The sequence below is a fragment of the Streptomyces sp. NPDC033131 genome (assembly GCF_055578365.1).
Map to the genome: position 1 here is coordinate 101901 of NZ_JBVIPA010000012.1, position 16835 is coordinate 118735.

The 16835-nt window shown below is 69.5% G+C and carries 13 protein-coding genes; 6 read left to right on the forward strand and 7 right to left on the reverse strand.

The window, feature by feature from the left end; all coding sequences use genetic code 11:
* Nucleotides 1-23 precede the first annotated feature (23 nt).
* The 5 genes from ACZ5XS_RS17690 to ACZ5XS_RS17710 all read right to left on the reverse strand — a co-directional run bounded on the left by ACZ5XS_RS17690 (nt 24) and on the right by ACZ5XS_RS17710 (nt 6744).
* Nucleotides 24-1406, reverse strand: coding sequence for an alpha-amylase (locus ACZ5XS_RS17690; protein WP_468652222.1), 1383 nt, complete (start codon nt 1404-1406; stop codon nt 24-26).
* A 132-nt stretch (nt 1407-1538) separates the two neighbouring features.
* Nucleotides 1539-3233, reverse strand: coding sequence for a glycoside hydrolase family 13 protein (locus tag ACZ5XS_RS17695; RefSeq protein ID WP_468652416.1), 1695 nt, complete (start codon nt 3231-3233; stop codon nt 1539-1541).
* Nucleotides 3234-3383: 150 nt separating this feature from the next.
* Nucleotides 3384-4295, reverse strand: a complete 912-nt coding sequence (locus ACZ5XS_RS17700; RefSeq protein ID WP_468652224.1) for a sugar ABC transporter permease — start codon at nt 4293-4295, stop codon at nt 3384-3386.
* A 13-nt stretch (nt 4296-4308) separates the two neighbouring features.
* Nucleotides 4309-5313, reverse strand: a complete 1005-nt coding sequence (locus tag ACZ5XS_RS17705; protein ID WP_468652226.1) for a carbohydrate ABC transporter permease — start codon at nt 5311-5313, stop codon at nt 4309-4311.
* A 162-nt stretch (nt 5314-5475) separates the two neighbouring features.
* Nucleotides 5476-6744, reverse strand: a complete 1269-nt coding sequence (locus tag ACZ5XS_RS17710; protein ID WP_468652228.1) for an extracellular solute-binding protein — start codon at nt 6742-6744, stop codon at nt 5476-5478.
* 437 nt (nt 6745-7181) lie between these two features.
* Here ACZ5XS_RS17710 and ACZ5XS_RS17715 point away from each other — a divergent pair, with 437 nt between their 5' ends.
* Entirely contained in the window at nt 7182-8216 is a 1035-nt protein-coding gene (locus ACZ5XS_RS17715) for a LacI family DNA-binding transcriptional regulator (RefSeq protein ID WP_468652230.1), read from the forward strand.
* 178 nt (nt 8217-8394) lie between these two features.
* Nucleotides 8395-9249 carry a phosphatase PAP2 family protein gene (locus tag ACZ5XS_RS17720; RefSeq protein ID WP_468652232.1) on the forward strand — a complete coding sequence of 285 codons (855 nt, stop codon included), beginning with the start codon at nt 8395-8397 and terminating at the stop codon, nt 9247-9249.
* 147 nt (nt 9250-9396) lie between these two features.
* On the opposite strand, the gene ACZ5XS_RS17725 is transcribed toward ACZ5XS_RS17720, so the two are convergent.
* A complete protein-coding gene (locus ACZ5XS_RS17725; RefSeq protein ID WP_468652233.1) occupies nt 9397-12393 on the reverse strand; it encodes a bifunctional [glutamine synthetase] adenylyltransferase/[glutamine synthetase]-adenylyl-L-tyrosine phosphorylase in 2997 nt (998 codons plus the stop codon).
* Nucleotides 12394-12621: 228 nt separating this feature from the next.
* Here ACZ5XS_RS17725 and ACZ5XS_RS17730 point away from each other — a divergent pair, with 228 nt between their 5' ends.
* On the forward strand, nt 12622-13146 hold the full coding sequence (locus ACZ5XS_RS17730; RefSeq protein WP_468652235.1) for a pyridoxamine 5'-phosphate oxidase family protein: 525 nt from the start codon (nt 12622-12624) through the stop codon (nt 13144-13146).
* A 43-nt stretch (nt 13147-13189) separates the two neighbouring features.
* Nucleotides 13190-13630: a VOC family protein gene (locus ACZ5XS_RS17735; RefSeq protein WP_468652237.1), complete on the forward strand. Its 441-nt coding sequence runs from the start codon at nt 13190-13192 to the stop codon at nt 13628-13630.
* A 100-nt stretch (nt 13631-13730) separates the two neighbouring features.
* Here the strand turns inward: ACZ5XS_RS17735 and ACZ5XS_RS17740 are convergent, their stop codons facing one another.
* Complete coding sequence (locus ACZ5XS_RS17740) at nt 13731-15092, reverse strand: glutamine synthetase family protein (RefSeq protein ID WP_217237104.1); 1362 nt, start codon at nt 15090-15092, stop codon at nt 13731-13733.
* A 364-nt stretch (nt 15093-15456) separates the two neighbouring features.
* Here ACZ5XS_RS17740 and ACZ5XS_RS17745 point away from each other — a divergent pair, with 364 nt between their 5' ends.
* The gene (locus ACZ5XS_RS17745; RefSeq protein ID WP_217237103.1) at nt 15457-16119 is read left to right on the forward strand and encodes a DUF3105 domain-containing protein; all 663 of its coding nucleotides are present in this window, start codon (nt 15457-15459) and stop codon (nt 16117-16119) included.
* Nucleotides 16116-16733 carry a DUF305 domain-containing protein gene (locus ACZ5XS_RS17750; protein ID WP_468652240.1) on the forward strand — a complete coding sequence of 206 codons (618 nt, stop codon included), beginning with the start codon at nt 16116-16118 and terminating at the stop codon, nt 16731-16733. The genes ACZ5XS_RS17745 and ACZ5XS_RS17750 overlap by 4 nt, the downstream gene beginning before the upstream one ends.
* Nucleotides 16734-16835: the final 102 nt, after the last annotated feature.

Genomic DNA, 16835 nt, shown 5'->3' on the forward strand with positions numbered 1-16835 from the left:
CCTGAAACCATCGGAAAGAACTTTCAGCAGCTCGACTTGCCTGCATAGATCGCCAGGGCCGTGTTGGCGCCCAGCGTCGCGGTGAACTGACCGCTCGAATTGACCGTCACCGTCGTGTTGTTCTGCACGTCGCAGTACGTCCCCGCGGGCAGCGAGGTCTGGTGGGTGCGGCTCAGGCCGACCGACTCGTGGTTGATGGCGACGTAGCCCTTGGCGCCCCGGCCGAAGGCGATGGCGTCGGCGCCGTTGTCCCACCAGTTGGTGATCGGCTCACCGCGCACCGCGTTGCGGAAGGCGACCATGCGCTGGATCTCCGGCCAGGCGTGCTGGCACTTCCAGCCGTCCTGCCAGCAGGCGCCGACCGAGCCGCCGTTGGGCGGCCCCGCGTCCGCGTTCGACCACTCGTAGCCGGAGTTGACGTCCGGGGCGCCGTACGGGTGGGCGAGCATGAAGACGTTGGCCAGGGTGTAGTCGGCGCCGTCCTTGTAGTTCAGGGTGCTGCCGTTGCGCTCGGTGTCGTGGTTGTCGACGAAGACGCCGGAGACCGAGCTGTTCAGGTAACCCCAGCCCTCGCCGTAGTTCTTCAGGTAGGCGAGGTTCTCGTTCTTGAAGACGCGCTTGAGGTCGTAGGCGTAGCGGAACTCCTGGACGTCGCCGTTGCCGGTGTACTCGGCCGGCTGGACGGCCTCCCCACTTCCGTGAATGACCTCCTGCTTCCAGTACACGGACGTGTTCGTCAGCCGCGACCTGATGTTCGCCAGGTCGGCCGCCGGGATGTGCTTGGCCGCGTCGATGCGGAAGCCGTCGACGCCGTACCCGAGCAGGGAGTTCAGGTAGCCGGCGACGGCCGAGCGGACGTAGGTCTCGCCCGTGTCCAGGTCGGCGAGGCCGACGAGCTCGCAGTTCTGGACGTCGGCGCGGTCGGTGTAGTCGCTGATCGTGGCCGTGCAGTCGTCGAAGTCGAAGGAGGAGTACAGGCCGGGGTAGGTGTACTTCGAGTACGACGAGCCGCCCGTGCCGGTCCCGCTGCCCGCCGACATGTGGTTGACGACCGCGTCGACGACGACCTTCACACCGGCGGCGTGACACGTGTCGACCATGCTCTTGAAGGCGGTGGCGTCACCCAGCCGGCCGGCGATCCGGTAGCTGACCGGCTGGTACGACGTCCACCACTGCGGGCCCTGTATGTGCTCGGCGGGCGGGGAGACCTGGACGTAGCCGTACCCGGCCGGGCCGAGCCTGCTGGTGCACTCCTTGGCGACCGAGGCGAAGTTCCACTCGAAGAGGACGGCGGTGACGTCCTTGGTGCCGGGCGGCGCCGCCTGTGCGGTGCCGGCGGGGGCGACGACCGCGGCTGCGGCGCCCGCCACGAGGGCGCATGCTCCGGCTAGGGCTCTTCTGGCCATGTGGGGTTCCTTCTCCGTTGAAGGTTCTTGCTGAAAGCTTGCAAAGCCGTGCGGTGCCGCAGATCGTAGAGGCCCGCCTCCCGAAGCGGAAGGCGGGCCACTGAAAATTCCGGAAACCTCTTGCGGGGACGGTCAGTTGGCCGTCCACCACACCGTCGTGTCCGCCGGCAGCTTCGCCTCGCCGTCCGTCTCGGCGATCTCGCCACTGGCGAGGAGCAGGCGGCCGTACGCCGGGGTGGTCACCGACCCGGTGCCGGTGTTGGTGACGCACACGAACTCGCCGCGACGGAAGGCGAGGACGCCTTCGGGGGCCTTCAGCCACTCCACACTGTCGCCCGCGCCGAGGTCGGGCTGTTCGCGGCGGGCGGCGATCGCGGAGCGGTAGAGCTCCAGGGTGGAGCCGGGGACACCGGTCTGGGCCTCGATGCTCAGCTCGCCCCAGCCCTCGGGCTGCGGCAGCCAGCTGCCGCCCTCGCCGAAGCCGTACGAGGATCCCTCGCGCGTCCACGGGATCGGCACCCGGCAGCCGTCACGGAAGCCGTCCTGGCCGGCGCCCCGGAAGTAGGCGGGGTCCTGGCGCACCTCGTCGGCCAGGTCGACGACGTCCGGGAGGCCGAGTTCCTCGCCCTGGTAGACGTACGCCGATCCGGGCAGCGCCAGCATGAGGAGGGTCGCGGCCCGCGCCCGGCGCAGGCCGAGTTCGCGGTCGCCCGCCGTGCGGATCTGGGTGCCGAGGCCGGGCGGGTTGGCGAAGCGGGTGGCGTGGCGGGTGACGTCGTGGTTGGAGAGGACCCAGGTGGCGGGGGCGCCCACCGGGCGCATCGCCTCCAGGGTGCGGTCGATGACCGTCCGCAGTTCCGTGGCGTCCCAGTCGGTGGCCAGGTACTGGAAGTTGAAGGCCTGGTGCAGCTCGTCCGGGCGGACGTAGTTCGCGGTGCGCTCGATGGTCGGGGTCCAGGCCTCGGCGACGAAGATCTGCTCGCCCGCGTACTCGTCCAGGATCGTCCGCCACTGGCGGTAGATCGCGTGCACGCCGTCCTGGTCGAAGAACGGCATGACATCGTTACCCAGCAGCTTGAGCTGGCCGTGGGATCCGAGGTCGGGCAGGCCCTCCGCCTTCACCAGGCCGTGCGCCACGTCGATGCGGAAGCCGTCGACGCCCATGTCGAGCCAGAAGCGAAGGATGGAGCGGAACTCGTCGCGGACGGCCGGGTGGTCCCAGTTGAAGTCGGGCTGCTCGGGGGCGAAGAGGTGCAGGTACCACTCGCCGGGGGTGCCGTCCGGTTCGGTGACGCGTGTCCACGCCGGGCCGCCGAAGATCGACTCCCAGTCGTTCGGCGGGAGTGCGCCGCTCGTGCCCTTGCCGGGCCGGAAGTGGTAGCGGTCCCGCAGCGGCGAGCCGGGGCCTTCCGCCACGGCCCGCTTGAACCACTCGTGCTGGTCGGAGGAGTGGTTGGGGACCAGGTCGACGATGATCCTCAAGGACAGTTCGCGGGCGTCGCGGATCAGGGCGTCGGCGTCGAGGAGGTTGCCGAACATGGGGTCCACGGCCCGGTAGTCGGCGACGTCGTAGCCGGCGTCGGCCTGCGGGGAGGCGTAGAAGGGGCTGAGCCACACGGCGTCCACGCCGAGGTCGCGCAGGTACGGAAGTCGGGTGCGGATGCCCTCCAGGTCACCCATGCCGTCGCCGTTGCTGTCGGCGAAGCTGCGCGGATAGACCTGGTAGATCACCGCGTCGCGCCACCAGTCGCGGCGCTTGACGACGGTGGCGACAGCCGCTTCAGAAAAGGGGGTCGGGGCCGGGTCGGCGGAGTGCTGCTGGCTCATGGCGTCCTTGATGCGTAACAGGTTTTCGGTCATGGAGGCTTACGTGGGTAGGGCGGCGGGTGACGAGGCGGCCGCGGTGCCTGCGGGGTCGGATGGACACCGCGGCCGCCACCCGCGCGCTCAGGCGCGCGGGAGTCGTGACGGAAGGGGCTAGCCCTTCGTGCCGCCCGCGGTGAGGCCGGTCACCAGGTTCTTCTGCACGAAGTAGAAGAACGCGGAGACGGGTATGGCAATCAGTACCGCGGTGGCGGCCATGAGATTGCGCTGCGCGTCGTGCTCGCTGACGAAGGTCTGCAGACCGACGGCGAAGGTGTACTTCGTGTCGGACAGCATGAACGTCGCGGCGAACGCGACCTCGCCGAAGGCGGTGAGGAAGCTGTAGAAGGCGGCGACCGCCAGGCCCGGCTTGGCGAGCGGCAGGATCAGTCGCGCGAACGTGCCGAAGGGGGTCAGCCCGTCGACCCGTCCCGCCTCGTCGATCTCGAACGGGATGGTGTCGAAGTAGCCCTTCATCAACCATGCGCAGTACGGGACCGTGGTCGTGCAGTACACCAGGATGAGACCAAGGTAGCTGTCGATGAGCTGCAGTTCCGACAGGATCTGGTACATCGGCACCATGAGGACGGCCACCGGGAACATCTGTGTGACCAGCAGCACCCACATGAACTTCCGGTAGCCCGGAAAGCGCATGCGCGAGACCGCGTAGCCGGTGGTGGCCGAGATGACGACACCGATGAGCGTGGTGCCCAGGGTGACGATCATCGTGGTCTGCAGCCAGTCGAAGAACTTCGTCTCCTGAAGCACGAACGTGTAGTTGTCGAACGTCATCTTGCCCCAGATGCGCCCGGGATGCAGGTAGTCGTCCTTGTCCGGGCCGAGGGACAGGAACACCAGCCAGGCGACCGGGAAGAGCGCGATCAGGCTCGCGGCGATCAGGATGCCGTGGGAGACGAGGCGGGCGGCGGGGGTGCTCTCGCCCCGCTTGGTCCCCTTCCGCGGCGAGGTGCTCATGGAGCCGTCCTTGTTCACCGGGGCGGAGGTCTCGACGGTGGTCGTACTCATGGTGACTCCTGCCTCAGATCGCGAGCTGCTGGTCATTGCGGTTCAGCCAGCGGCGGTAGAAGGAGGTGAAGACGATCAGGATGGCCAGCAGCAGGATGCCGTAGGCCGCCGACTGCGCGAAGTCGCGCGGCTGCTGTCCGAAGCCGAGGTAGTACGCCCAGGTGACGAGGATCTGCGCGTCGGGGGCGGTGTTGCCGAACAGCAGGAAGATGATCGCGAACTGGTTGAAGGTCCAGATGATGCCGAGGAGGACGACGGTGGAGCTGACGGACCTCAGACCCGGCAGGGTGACGTACCTGAAGCGCTGCCAGGCGTTGGCGCCGTCCATCTCGGAGGCCTCGTACAGCGAGGTGTCGATGGACTGCAGGCCGCCGAGCAGGGACAGCATCATGAAGGGCACACCGCACCAGGTGTTGACCATGATCGCGGAGAACCGCTGCCAGAAGGTGTCCTCCAGCCACAGCGGTGTCGGCAGGTGGAGTGTCTCCAGGAAGGAGTTGATGATGCCGCCGTCGGCGAGCATGAACCGCCAGCCGAAGACGGTGACGAAGGTCGGCACGGCCCACGGCAGGATCAGGACCAGCCGGTAGAAGGTACGGCCGCGCAGCTTCTGGTTGAGCAGCAGGGCGAGGCCCAGGCCGATCGTGTAGTGCAGGGTGACGCACAGCGCGGTCCAGACGATCGTCCAGATGAAGTGCGACCAGAAGCGGTCGTAGGCCGTGTCGCCCCACAGGATGTCGGCGTAGTTGTCGAGCCCGATGAACTTGTAGGTGGCGTCGATGTGGTTGACGCCGATCGTGCGGGCGGTGTTGAGGCTGTTGGCGTCGGTGAGCGTGAGGTAGAGGCCGTACGCCAGGGGATAGAGCACGAGGACGCCGAGGACGACCACCACCGGGGCGATCATCGCGTACGCGTACCAGTGCTTCTGGTAGCCGTGCCGCAGGCGCCGGCCCAGCCCGGACCTCGGCTCGCGGTCACCGCGGCGCTTGCCGGTCGCGCGGTCGATGGCGACTGTCATTGCTTCGACACCTTCTTCGACACCTTCTTCGGCACCTTCTTCAACACTTCTTCGACACCTTCTGGAAGATCTTCGGCCCGCACGGCCCGCACTGCCTGCTCACAGGCCGGTGGCCGCCGGATCCCTCCCCCGGTTCGCGGGGGATCCGGCGGCCACTCGGGGTCACTTGCTGAAGTCCGGGACCAGCTTGGCGATCGCGGTCTCGGCGTTGCCCAGGCCCTTGTCGAGGGACGTCTTGCCCCCGGCGATCTGCGGCAGCTCGGTGTCCAGCGGACCCCACAGGGAGCTGTACTCGGGCAGCGCCGGGCGCGGCTGGGCGGCGGGCAGGACGCCCTGGAAGCCGGCGATGCCCGGGTCGGCCTTGACCTCGGCGGTGTAGGCGTCGTCGCGGGTCGGCAGGGTGGAGTTCTTCAGCGCGATGCTCGCCTGGGACTTCGCGGAGGTCATGAAGTTGACGAACTTCAGGGCCGCCTTCTGGTGGGCGGAGTCCGATCCGGCGTACACCGAGAGGTTGTGGCCGCCGGTCGGGGCGCCCGCCTTGCCGGTGGAGCCGGCCGGGACGGTGGCGATGCCGAGGTTGTTCTTGTCCTTGAAGGCGGTGCCCTTGTAGAAGTTGGTGATCTCCCACGGGCCCTGGATGATCGAGGCGACCTTGCCGCTGACGAACGCCTCCTGGATGTGGGCGTAGGCGTCGGCGGTGGTGTCGGCCTTGTGCAGGCCCTTGCCGTCGAACAGGCTCAGCCAGGTGCCGTAGCCCTTCTTGGCGGGCGCCGAGTTGACGGTGACCTTCTTGGCGGCGGCGTCGACGGTGTCGGAGCCCTCGCCGTAGAGGAACGTCTGCGCGTAGTACGCCTGGGTGGAGCCCCAGTAGCCGTCGACGCCGGTCTTGTCCTTGACCGTGGCGGCGGCCTTCTTCAGGTCGTCCCAGGTCTTCGGGGCCTCGACACCGGCCTTGGCGAAGAGCTCCTTGTTGTAGACCAGCGCGAGGGTGTCGGTGACCAGCGGCACGCCGTAGGTCTTGCCGTCGTACTTGGCCTGCTCGATCAGGTTGGGCTGGAACTTGCTCTCGTCGGCGAGGGCCTCGGTGCCGTCCAGCGGCAGGAAGTAGCCCTTCTTCGCGAAGGCGGGGGTCCAGCCGACCTCGGAGCGCAGGATGTCCGGGGCGCCCTTGGAACCGGCGGCGGTGTCGAACTTGTTCTGCGCCTGGTCGAAGGGCACGTTGACGTACTTGACCTTGACGTCCTTGTGGGCGGCCTCGAACTCCTTGATCAGGGCCTGGTACGTCGGCGCCTCATTGGTGGCGTTGGAGGTGTCCCACCAGGTGATGGTGACCGGACCGTCGGCCGAGTCGCCGCCGTCACTACCGCCGCAGGCCGTCGCCGCGAGGGCGAAAGACGCCATCAACGCGGTGGCCGCTATGCCACGCCGCATGAGTTCTCCTTGAGGGTGAAAGCCCGTGTACTCACAGAAGACGGCCCCGTCTGCCGCCCCTGTCGACTTGCCGACTGCGCCGCTGCCGTCGCCGGGCGTCGCCGAACGTAACAGCGATGTAAGCACCGCCGAAAGAGCTTGCAGCAAAAAAGTGCAAGACGTGCCGAGAGTTATGCCGCCGTGACCTCGTGTCGACCGCCGCGAGACCCTGCGAGCCCGGTTTCCGCGCAGTCCAGCGGGTATGGGGACAGCTGTGCAAGACTCTGCAAGCTCTTGCCACACGTTTCACCGCGCGGGATCATCTGTTGCGGACCGGGCGCTGACGAAGGACACGAGGGACCGCGATGAGGCAGCAACCCCCTGCGGGCCGTTCAACCGGCCGGGCAAGGCGTTCGATCGGTGTGCAGGGCGAGGGCCGGCCGGTACAGTCCACCCCTGTGACCACACGGCTTGCCGACATCGCTGCTCAGGCGGGGGTGAGCGAAGCGACCGTCAGCCGCGTCCTCAACGGCAAGCCGGGCGTCGCCGCCACCACCCGCCAGTCCGTGCTGGCCGCCCTCGACGTCCTGGGCTACGAACGCCCGGTGCGTCTGCGGCAGCGCAGCGAGGGCCTGGTGGGCCTGATAACCCCGGAGCTGGAGAACCCCATATTCCCGGCGCTGGCCCAGGTCATCGGCCAGGCGCTGACCCGGCAGGGCTACACGCCGGTGCTCGCCACCCAGACCCCGGGCGGTTCCACGGAGGACGAGCTGACGGAGATGCTCGTCGACCGGGGCGTGGCCGGCATCATCTTCGTCTCCGGTCTGCACGCGGACACCTCCGCCGACATGCAGCGCTACGACCAGCTGCGCGGTCAGGGCGTGCCCTTCGTGCTGGTGGACGGCTTCTCGCCGAAGGTGCAGGCGCCGTTCATCTCCCCCGACGACCGCGCGGCGATGACCCTCGCCGTCACGCACCTGGTGTCGCTGGGCCACACGAGGATCGGGCTGGCGCTCGGCCCGAAGCGGTTCGTGCCCGTGCAGCGCAAGATCGAGGGCTTCGTCCGCAGCATGCAGGACCAGCTGGGGCTGGGCACGGAGGCCATCGAGAAGGAGTTCGTGCAGCACTCCCTCTACACCCTGGAGGGCGGCCAGGCGGCGGCCGCCGCGCTCATGGACCGTGACTGCACGGCCGTGGTGTGTGCCAGCGACATGATGGCGCTGGGTGCGATACGGGCGGCGCGGCAGCGCGGCCTGGACGTCCCCAAGGACGTCTCGGTCGTCGGTTTCGACGACTCCCCCCTGATCGCCTTCACCGACCCGCCGCTGACGACGATCCGCAAGCCGGTCCCGGCGATGGGACAGGCGGCGGTGCGCACCCTCCTGGAGGAGATCGGCGGGACGCCCGCCCCGCACAGCGAGTTCGTGTTCATGCCGGAACTAGTGGTGCGCGGCTCGACCGCCTCGGCTCCCGGGGAACGCGGACGCCACTGAGACGCACGGCTCGTACGCTCGTTCCAGCTCGTTCAGCTCGTTCTCAGGGCGGAGCGAAACGGCCTACGGCAGTGCGCTGGTAGGAGTTTTCAGGAGTCTTCCCGGTGCAGGACGTGCGGCCCGGACCCGACCGGGGGATGATCGGTGAGGTATCCCTTTTCTGGCAGACTCTGTGCCTATGACTGAGACGACCGTGACGACGCAGGAAGGGCCCGACGAGGCCGTTCCGCAGACCGTCACGGCCGGAACCGGGCCGGGTTTCCTGCGCCGGCCGCGCACCCCGCGCCGACCCCGACTCTGGTTCGAGATCCTGCTGATCGCCGTGAGTTACTGGACGTACTCACTGGTCCGCAACGCGGTCCCGGAGCAGCGGTCCGAGGCGCTGCGCAACGCCGACTGGATCTGGAAGGCCGAGCACCACCTCGGTATCGCCGTCGAGGAGTCCGTCAACCACGCCGTGAACTCGGTGACTTGGCTCATCGTCGGCATGAACTACTACTACGCGACCTTGCACTTCGTGGTGACGCTCTGTGTGCTCGTGTGGCTCTTCCGCAGCCATCCCGGCCGCTACGCCGCGGCCCGCCTCGTGCTCTTCTCGACCACCGGCGTCGCCCTGGTCGGTTACTACCTGTATCCGCTCGCCCCGCCGCGTCTGATGAACGACGGCCACTTCGTCGACACCGTCATGGTCCACCAGACGTGGGGCTCGATGGCCTCCGGCGACCTGAAGCACATGTCGAACCAGTACGCCGCCATGCCGTCCATGCACATCGGCTGGTCCCTGTGGTGCGGCCTGACGATCTTCGCGTTGGCGTCGGTCCCGTGGGTGCGGGTCCTCGGCCTCCTCTACCCGGTGGCCACGCTGGTGGTCATCGTCGCCACCGCCAACCACTTCTGGCTGGACGCGGTGGGCGGCGTCCTCTGCCTCGCGTTCGGCTTCGCGGTGGCCCGGCTCTGGTACGGGGCGCTGCCGTACGCGCTGCCGAAGCGGGTGCCGGGCCGTGAAAGGCCCTTGCTTCCGACGAAGGTCTAGCCGGGGGGCCGGGGGCTGTCCGACCCCTGTCGGTCGTCCGCCCGAGGGGCGGGCCCGGCGCCGCCCGGTGCGGGTGAGCGCCGCGGGTGCCGGTCGGCAGGGCGGTGGGCGGTGGAGGCGGTGGTGAGTGGCCCCGACGTCCGAGGCCTACGCCCCGTAGAAGAGCTCGTCCACCACGCCCCGCGCCCGTCGTGCCGTACGCCGGTAGTCGTCGAGCATGTCGCCCACGTGGCCGGGGCCGTAGCCGAGGTATCGACCCACCGCGCCCAGTTCGCGGGCGTCCGAGGGGAAGGTGTCGCCGGCCCGGCCGCGGACGAGCATCACGGCGTTGCGTACGCGGGTGGCCAGGACCCAGGCCTCGTCGAGGGTGGCGGCGTCCTCGTCGGAGAGGAGGCCGGCCGTGCGGGCGGCGGCGAGGGCGGCTCGGGTACGGGTCGTGCGCAGGCCCGCCACCTGCGCGCCGTGCCGCATCTGGATGAGCTGCACGGTCCACTCGACGTCGGAGAGCCCGCCGGGCCCGAGCTTGGTGTGCAGTTTCGGGTCGGCGCCGCGCGGCATCCGCTCGGACTCCATCCGGGCCTTCAGGCGTCGGATCTCGCGCACGGCGTCGTCGCCGAGGCCGGCCGTCGGGTACCGCAGCGGATCGATCAGCTCGATGAAGCGGCGGCCCAACTCCTCGTCCCCCGCGACGGGTTCGGCCCGCAGCAGGGCCTGTGACTCCCAGCCCAGCGACCAGCGGCGGTAGTAGGCCTCGTACGAGTTCAACGTTCTCACGAGCGGCCCGGACTTGCCCTCCGGCCGCAGGTCGGCGTCGATGAGCAGCGGCGGGTCGGCGCTGGGGATCTGGAGCAGGCGGCGCATCTCGGAGACGACCTTGTTGGCCGCGTCGGAGGCCTCGCGTTCGTCGACGCCGTCGCGCGGCTCGTGCACGAACAGCACGTCGGCGTCGGAGCCGTAGCCGAGTTCGTGGCCGCCGAAGCGGCCCATGCCTATGACCGCGAACCGGGTGGGCAGGGTGTCCCCCCAGCCGTCCCGGACCACCGCGCGCAGCGTCCCGGAGAGGGTGGCCGCCGTCAGGTCGGACACCGCGCCGCCGACCCGGTCCACCAGGGCGCCCTGGTCGGCCTCGACCGGCTGGGCCTCGGTGCCGTAGGAGCCGACGATGTCCGCGGCGGCCGTACGGAACAGTTCGCGGCGGCGGACACCGCGGGCGGCCGTGACCGCCTGCACGGCGCCGGGTGCGCGGCCGACCGCGGCGAGGATCTCCGGTTCCAGGTGGTCCCGGCCGCGTGGTTCCAGGCCGGCCGCGTCGCCGTCGCCGAGCAGGGCGACCGCCTCGGGGGCGCGCATCAGCAGGTCGGGGGCGAGCCGGCCGGCGGACAGGACCCGGGCGAGGTTCTCGGCGGCGGCGCCCTCGTCCCTCAGCAGCCGCAGGTACCAGGGGGTCTTGCCGAGCGCGTCCGACACCTTGCGGAAGTTGAGCAGCCCGGCGTCCGGGTCGGCCGAGTCGGCGAACCAGCCGAGCAGCACCGGCAGCAGCGTGCGCTGGATGGCCGCTTTGCGGGTGACCCCGGACGCCAGCGCCTCCAGGTGCCGCAGCGCCGCCGCCGGGTCCGCGTACCCGAGCGCGACCAGCCGCTCCCGGGCCGCTTCGGGGCTCAACCTGGTCTCGCCGGGGGCGAGTTGGGCGACCGCGTCGAGCAGGGGGCGGTAGAACAGCTTCTCGTGCAGCCGTCGTACGACACTGGTGTGCCGTTTCCACTCGCGGGTCAGCTCGGCGACCGGGTCGGCGCGCAGGCCGAGGGAGCGGCCGAGGCGGCGCAGGTCGGCCGCCTCCTCGGGGACGAGGTGGGTGCGGCGCAGCCGGTAGAGCTGGATGCGGTGCTCCATGGAGCGCAGGAAGCGGTAGGCGTCGTCGAGCTGGACGGCGTCGGCGCGGCCGACGTAGCCGCCGGTGGCCAGGGCCTGCAGGGCGTCCAGGGTGGTGCCGCTGCGGAGCGAGACGTCGGCCCGTCCGTGCACCAGCTGGAGGAGCTGGACGGCGAACTCGACGTCCCTGAGGCCGCCGGGGCCGAGCTTCAGCTCGCGTTCGATCTCGGCGACGGGGATGTTCTCGACGACGCGGCGGCGCATCTTCTGGACGTCGGCGACGAAGTTGTCGCGCTCGGCCGCCTTCCAGACCAGGGGTTCGAGGGCGGCCACGTATTCCGCGCCGAGGTCGAGGTCGCCGGCCACCGGGCGGGCCTTGAGCAGGGCCTGGAACTCCCAGGTCTTGGCCCAGCGCTGGTAGTAGGCGAGGTGGCTGCTGAGCGTGCGCACCAGCGGACCGTTTCTGCCCTCGGGCCGCAGATTGGCGTCCACGGGCCAGATCGAGCCCTCGATCGTGGTCTCCGAGCAGATCCGCATCAGGTGCGAGGCGAGCTTGGTGGCGGCCCTGACGGCCTTGCCCTCGTCGGCACCCTCGCAGGCCTCGCCGACGAAGATCACGTCGACGTCGGAGACGTAGTTCAGCTCGTGTCCGCCGCACTTGCCCATCGCGATGACCGCGAGCCGGCACAGCGCGCTGTCCTCCGGCGCCGCCGCGCGGGCGATGGCGAGGGCGGCGCGCAGGGTCGCGGTGGCGAGGTCGGCGAGCTCGGCGGCGGTCTCGGCGATGTCGGTGGTGCCGCACACGTCACGGGCGGCGATCGACAGCAGGCAGCGGCGGTAGGCGACGCGCAGCAGCACGGGGTCGGTCGCCTCCGCGAGGCCCCGCTCGAAGTCCTCCACTCCGGGGTGCAGGTCGCTCGGCTCGTACATGACGAGGGCGCGCCAGTCGCCCGGATGCCGGGCGAGATGGTCGGCGAGCGCGGCGGAGGCGCCGAGCACGCCGAGCAGCCGGTCGCGCAGCGGCTTGGCCGCTATCACCGTGTCGAGCAGTTCCCGCCGGGCGGTGGGCGTGGGCTGCGCCTCCAGCAGGCGGACCAGACCGTGCAGGGCGAGGTCCGGGTCGGCGGTCGCGCCCAGCGACTCCAGCAGGACCGGGTCGTCCCGGACGTGCGCGAGTTCCGTGCCGTCCAGGAGGCGCTCGGCGGCGGAGGGGTCGGTGAAGCCGTGCCGCAGCAGCCGCGTGAAGGTACTGCTTCTGCGCCCCGGCGCCGTCATCCCGGCCTCCTGTCGGATCAAGGTCGTACGGCCACGAGCCTAACCGGATTGGCCGGGGGAAGCGCTGGGGCGCCGGAGCGGGTTCCCGCGGGTCACTGTCACCGTGGACGGCCGCGACGGGCCGGCCGGGGCCGTGCGGCCGGGCATGCGGCCCGCGACCGCGGTGGCCCGGGGGTTTCCGGGTGTTCACGGGGAACCCTGGGAGGAGACACCTCTGGAGGGCTGCTGATGACCGACAAGGAAACCGAGAGGGCACCCGAGGCCCGTCTCGACCCCCGCTACAGCGACGAGGCCGCCACCGCGATCTCCTGGCCCTCGGCCGAGGCGCTGCTCTCCTCGGCCGAGCTGTTCTGGATCTCGACGGTGCGGCCGGACGGGCGGCCGCACGTGACCCCACTACCCGCCGTGTGGGCGCACGGCGCGCTGCACTTCTGCACCGGGCCCGACGAACGCAAGGCGAAGAACCTCGCGCACAATCCGAACGTCGTGCTGACCACCGGCACCAACACCTGGGACAAGGGCTACGACCTGGTGGTGGAGGGCGAGGCGGTGCGCGTCTCCGACGACGGCAGGCTGCGGGAGCTGGCCGCCGCGTGGGAGACGAAGTACGGCGAATTCTGGCGCTTCGAGGTACGGGAGGGGTATTTCCACCACGGTCCTGGCCACGCCGTCGTCTTCGCGCTGGCGCCGCGCACGGTTTTCGGCTTCGGTAAGGGGGAGCCGTTCAGCCAGACGCGCTGGCGGTTCGTCTGACACTCACCTGCCACTCCCGTCAACGGCGACTTGGAGACCAGCGATGGAGTTCACCCTCGAAGTGATCCCGCTGCCCGTGAGCGACATCGACCGGGCCCGCGACTTCTACCGGGACAGGGTCGGTTTTCACGTGGACATCGACCAGGAGGTGATGCCGGGCATGCGGATCGTCCAGCTGACCCCTCCGGGCTCCGGCTGCTCGATCGCCCTCGGCGACAGCATCTGGGAGATGGTCCAGGGCCGGCGCCCCGCCCCCGGCTCCTACCAGGGCCTCCAGCTCTGCGTGACCGACATCAAGGCCGCCCACGCCGAGCTGGTCGAGCGCGGCCTGGAGGTCTCCGAGCCGGTCCAGTACGCCCCTGACGACGGCGCGACCTTCATGTACTTCCAGGACCCGGACGGCAACGGCTGGGCGATCCAGGAGTACCGGCGCCGGGTCACGGAGCCACTGCATCAGGTACTGGCGAAGCTCGCGCAGCAGTAGCGCCGCCAAGGGGCGCGGGGAACTGCGCGACCAGCCCCCACCGGGCCGCACGGTCCGCACGACGCCGCGCCCCACGGCGAATCCCTACAGCACTACAGCACTACAGCACCGGCAGGTTCTTCCGCAGCTCGAAGGCCGTGACCTCGCTGCGGTACTCCTCCCACTCCTGGCGCTTGTTGCGCAGGAAGAAGTCGAACACGTGCTCGCCCAGTGTCTCGGCGACCAGGTCGCTCCGCTCCATCAGCGTCAGCGCCTCGCCCAGGTTCTGGGGCAGGGGCTCGATGCCCATCGCGCGGCGCTCGGCGTCGGACAGGGCCCAGACGTCGTCCTCGGCGCCCGGCGGGAGCTCGTAGCCCTCCTCGACGCCCTTGAGGCCGGCGGCCAGGAGCATCGCGTACGCCAGGTACGGGTTGGCGCCGGAGTCGATGGACCGGACCTCGATGCGGGCCGAGCCGGTCTTGCCGGGCTTGTACATCGGGACGCGGACCAGGGCCGAGCGGTTGTTGTGGCCCCAGCAGATGTAGGAGGGGGCCTCGCCGCCGGCGCCCGCCGTGCGCTCCGAGCCGCCCCAGATGCGCTTGTAGGAGTTCACCCACTGGTTGGTGACCGCGGCGATCTCCGCCGCGTGCTTGAGCAGGCCCGCGATGAAGGAGCGGCCGACCTTGGAGAGCTGGTACTCCGCGCCCGACTCGTAGAAGGCGTTGCGGTCGCCCTCGAAGAGGGACAGGTGCGTGTGCATGCCGCTGCCGGGGTGCTCGGAGAACGGCTTCGGCATGAAGGTCGCCTGGACGCCCTGCTCCAGCGCCACCTGCTTCATGACCAGGCGGAACGTCATGATGTTGTCCGCCGTGGAGAGCGCGTCCGCGTAGCGCAGGTCGATCTCCTGCTGGCCCGGGGCGCCCTCGTGGTGGGAGAACTCGACCGAGATGCCCATCGACTCCAGCATGGTGATCGCCTGGCGGCGGAAGTCCATGCCGATGTTCTGCGGGGTGTGGTCGAAGTAGCCGGAGTTGTCGGCCGGGGTCGGCCGGGTGCCGTCCAGCGGCTTGTCCTTCAGCAGGAAGAACTCGATCTCCGGGTGGGTGTAGAAGGTGAAGCCCAGGTCGGAGGTGCGGGCGAGGGCGCGCTTGAGCACGTACCTCGGGTCCGCGAAGGACGGGGAGCCGTCCGGCATGAGGATGTCGCAGAACATCCGGGCGGTACCGGGGGCCTCCGCACGCCACGGCAGGACCTGGAAGGTCGACGGGTCGGGCTTGGCGATCATGTCGGATTCGTATACGCGGGCGAAGCCCTCGATCGCCGAGCCGTCGAAGCCGATGCCCTCGTCGAAGGCCTGTTCCAGCTCGGCCGGGGCCACGGCGACGGACTTGAGGAAGCCCAGCACGTCCGTGAACCACAGGCGTACGAACCGGATGTCACGCTCCTCCAACGTCCGGAGCACGAACTCCTGCTGCTTGTCCATCTTGCGCTTCCCCATCCTTGCTGGTCAGGCCGCCTGTCTCCCCTACCACGGGAGGCGGTCGGGCACCTGGGCATCCCACCACAACACCATTTCACCAGTGTTGCGCACCTTGATCGTCCGGCCGACCTCGGAGTGAACGCCTCACGTAGGGCAGGTGTACTGCTCTGCCGCCCATCTTGCCTGCTCGGACCGACATACGTAATGCCGGGACTCCCGCAACCTCCCGGGGCCGGTCGGCCGGGTACCCGATCTTCCCCGGGTATCCGGTCTTCGGCCATTCCTGTGCCCTCGCTACGAGAGTGCACTGCTCCCCCATTACGATCAGCGAACCCGACCGGCACCTTTTCCCCAGAAGGACACACGCATGGGCTCCGCCAAGAAAAGCAGCAGCGCCGCCCGCAAGGCGCGAATAGAGGAGATGCGGCGCGCCGAGCAGTCCCGTGAGCGCCGCAACCGGATCCTCACCGTCGCCGCCAGCGCGGTGGTCGTCGCCGGTCTCGTGGTCGGCGGTGTGGTGCTCGTGAACTCGCAGTCCGACGACGACAGCGCCGCGGTCGACGCGAAGAACACCGGCAGCTTCGTCACCGGCGCGGACGGGGTGAAGACCTGGAAGGGCAAGCTGAGCCAGACCCACGTCACCAAGACCGTGAAGTACTCGACGGAGCCCCCGGTCGGCGGTGACCACAACCAGGTCTGGATGAACTGCAACGGCGACGTGTACACCGAGGCGATCAACAACATGAACGCCGTGCACTCCCTGGAGCACGGCGCGGTCTGGGTGACGTACACGAGCAAGGCCGCGAAGGCGGACGTGGAGGCGCTGGCGGCGAAGGTGAAGGCGACGCCGTACACGCTGATGAGCCCGGACGAGAAGCAGGCCGACCCGATCATGCTCACCGCGTGGGGGAGCCAGCGCACGGTGACCGGTGCCGACGACCCGAACGTCGCCAAGTTCTTCGAGAAGTTCGTGCAGGGCAAGCAGACGCCCGAGCCGGGCGCGGCGTGCACGGGTGGTCTGTCGAAGTGAGGCTCGTCTCAGTGGCGGTCGCCGCGGCGGGCGTGCTCGTCGCGGCCGGCGCCATCACCTACGCCGTCGCCGAGGACGACGGTTCGAGCACGGTTCCCACCGCCGACTCCGCGGACGCGGGGTTCGCGCGGGACATGGCGGTGCACCACCAGCAGGCCGTCGAGATGTCGTACATCGTGCGCGACCGTACCGACGACGAGGACGTGCGGCGTCTCGCGTACGACATCGCGCAGACGCAGGCCAACCAGCGCGGCATGATGCTGGGCTGGCTCGACCTGTGGGGCCTTCCGAAGGTGTCGGCCAACCCGCCGATGACCTGGATGGACATGGGTGACATGCCCTCCGGCAAGGACGGGGCGCTGATGCCGGGCATGGCGACCAACACCCAGATGAAGAAGCTGGACACCCTGAGCGGCAAGCAGGCCGAGGTCTTCTACCTTCAGCTGATGACGGCCCATCACCAGGGCGGGGTCCACATGGCCGAGGGCTGTGTCGACCGGTGCACGGTCGGCGTGGAGAAGCGGCTCGCGCAGGGAATGGTCAACGCGCAGGAGTCGGAGATCGACCTGATGTCGGACATGCTCAAGGAGCGGGGCGTCGAGCCGCGTTCGTAGGCGAAACCTCCAAATGGCCTTGTCATTAGGTTAATTGAGTTCTTCTTGGCATGCGCATTCCCCCGGCGTGAACGGTTCGTCGCCAGAGTGGCCACCGTCGAG

Bases quoted from the DNA above. Each gene is read 5' to 3' on its own strand.
- ACZ5XS_RS17690 (WP_468652222.1), bottom strand. From the start codon at position 1,406: ATGGCCAGAAGAGCCCTAGCCGGAGCATGCGCCCTCGTGGCGGGCGCC.
- ACZ5XS_RS17695 (WP_468652416.1), bottom strand. From the start codon at position 3,233: ATGAGCCAGCAGCACTCCGCCGACCCGGCCCCGACCCCCTTTTCTGAA.
- ACZ5XS_RS17700 (WP_468652224.1), bottom strand. From the start codon at position 4,295: ATGAGTACGACCACCGTCGAGACCTCCGCCCCGGTGAACAAGGACGGC.
- ACZ5XS_RS17705 (WP_468652226.1), bottom strand. From the start codon at position 5,313: ATGACAGTCGCCATCGACCGCGCGACCGGCAAGCGCCGCGGTGACCGC.
- ACZ5XS_RS17710 (WP_468652228.1), bottom strand. From the start codon at position 6,744: ATGCGGCGTGGCATAGCGGCCACCGCGTTGATGGCGTCTTTCGCCCTC.
- ACZ5XS_RS17720 (WP_468652232.1), top strand. From the start codon at position 8,395: ATGACTGAGACGACCGTGACGACGCAGGAAGGGCCCGACGAGGCCGTT.
- ACZ5XS_RS17725 (WP_468652233.1), bottom strand. From the start codon at position 12,393: ATGACGGCGCCGGGGCGCAGAAGCAGTACCTTCACGCGGCTGCTGCGG.
- ACZ5XS_RS17730 (WP_468652235.1), top strand. From the start codon at position 12,622: ATGACCGACAAGGAAACCGAGAGGGCACCCGAGGCCCGTCTCGACCCC.
- ACZ5XS_RS17735 (WP_468652237.1), top strand. From the start codon at position 13,190: ATGGAGTTCACCCTCGAAGTGATCCCGCTGCCCGTGAGCGACATCGAC.
- ACZ5XS_RS17740 (WP_217237104.1), bottom strand. From the start codon at position 15,092: ATGGACAAGCAGCAGGAGTTCGTGCTCCGGACGTTGGAGGAGCGTGAC.
- ACZ5XS_RS17745 (WP_217237103.1), top strand. From the start codon at position 15,457: ATGGGCTCCGCCAAGAAAAGCAGCAGCGCCGCCCGCAAGGCGCGAATA.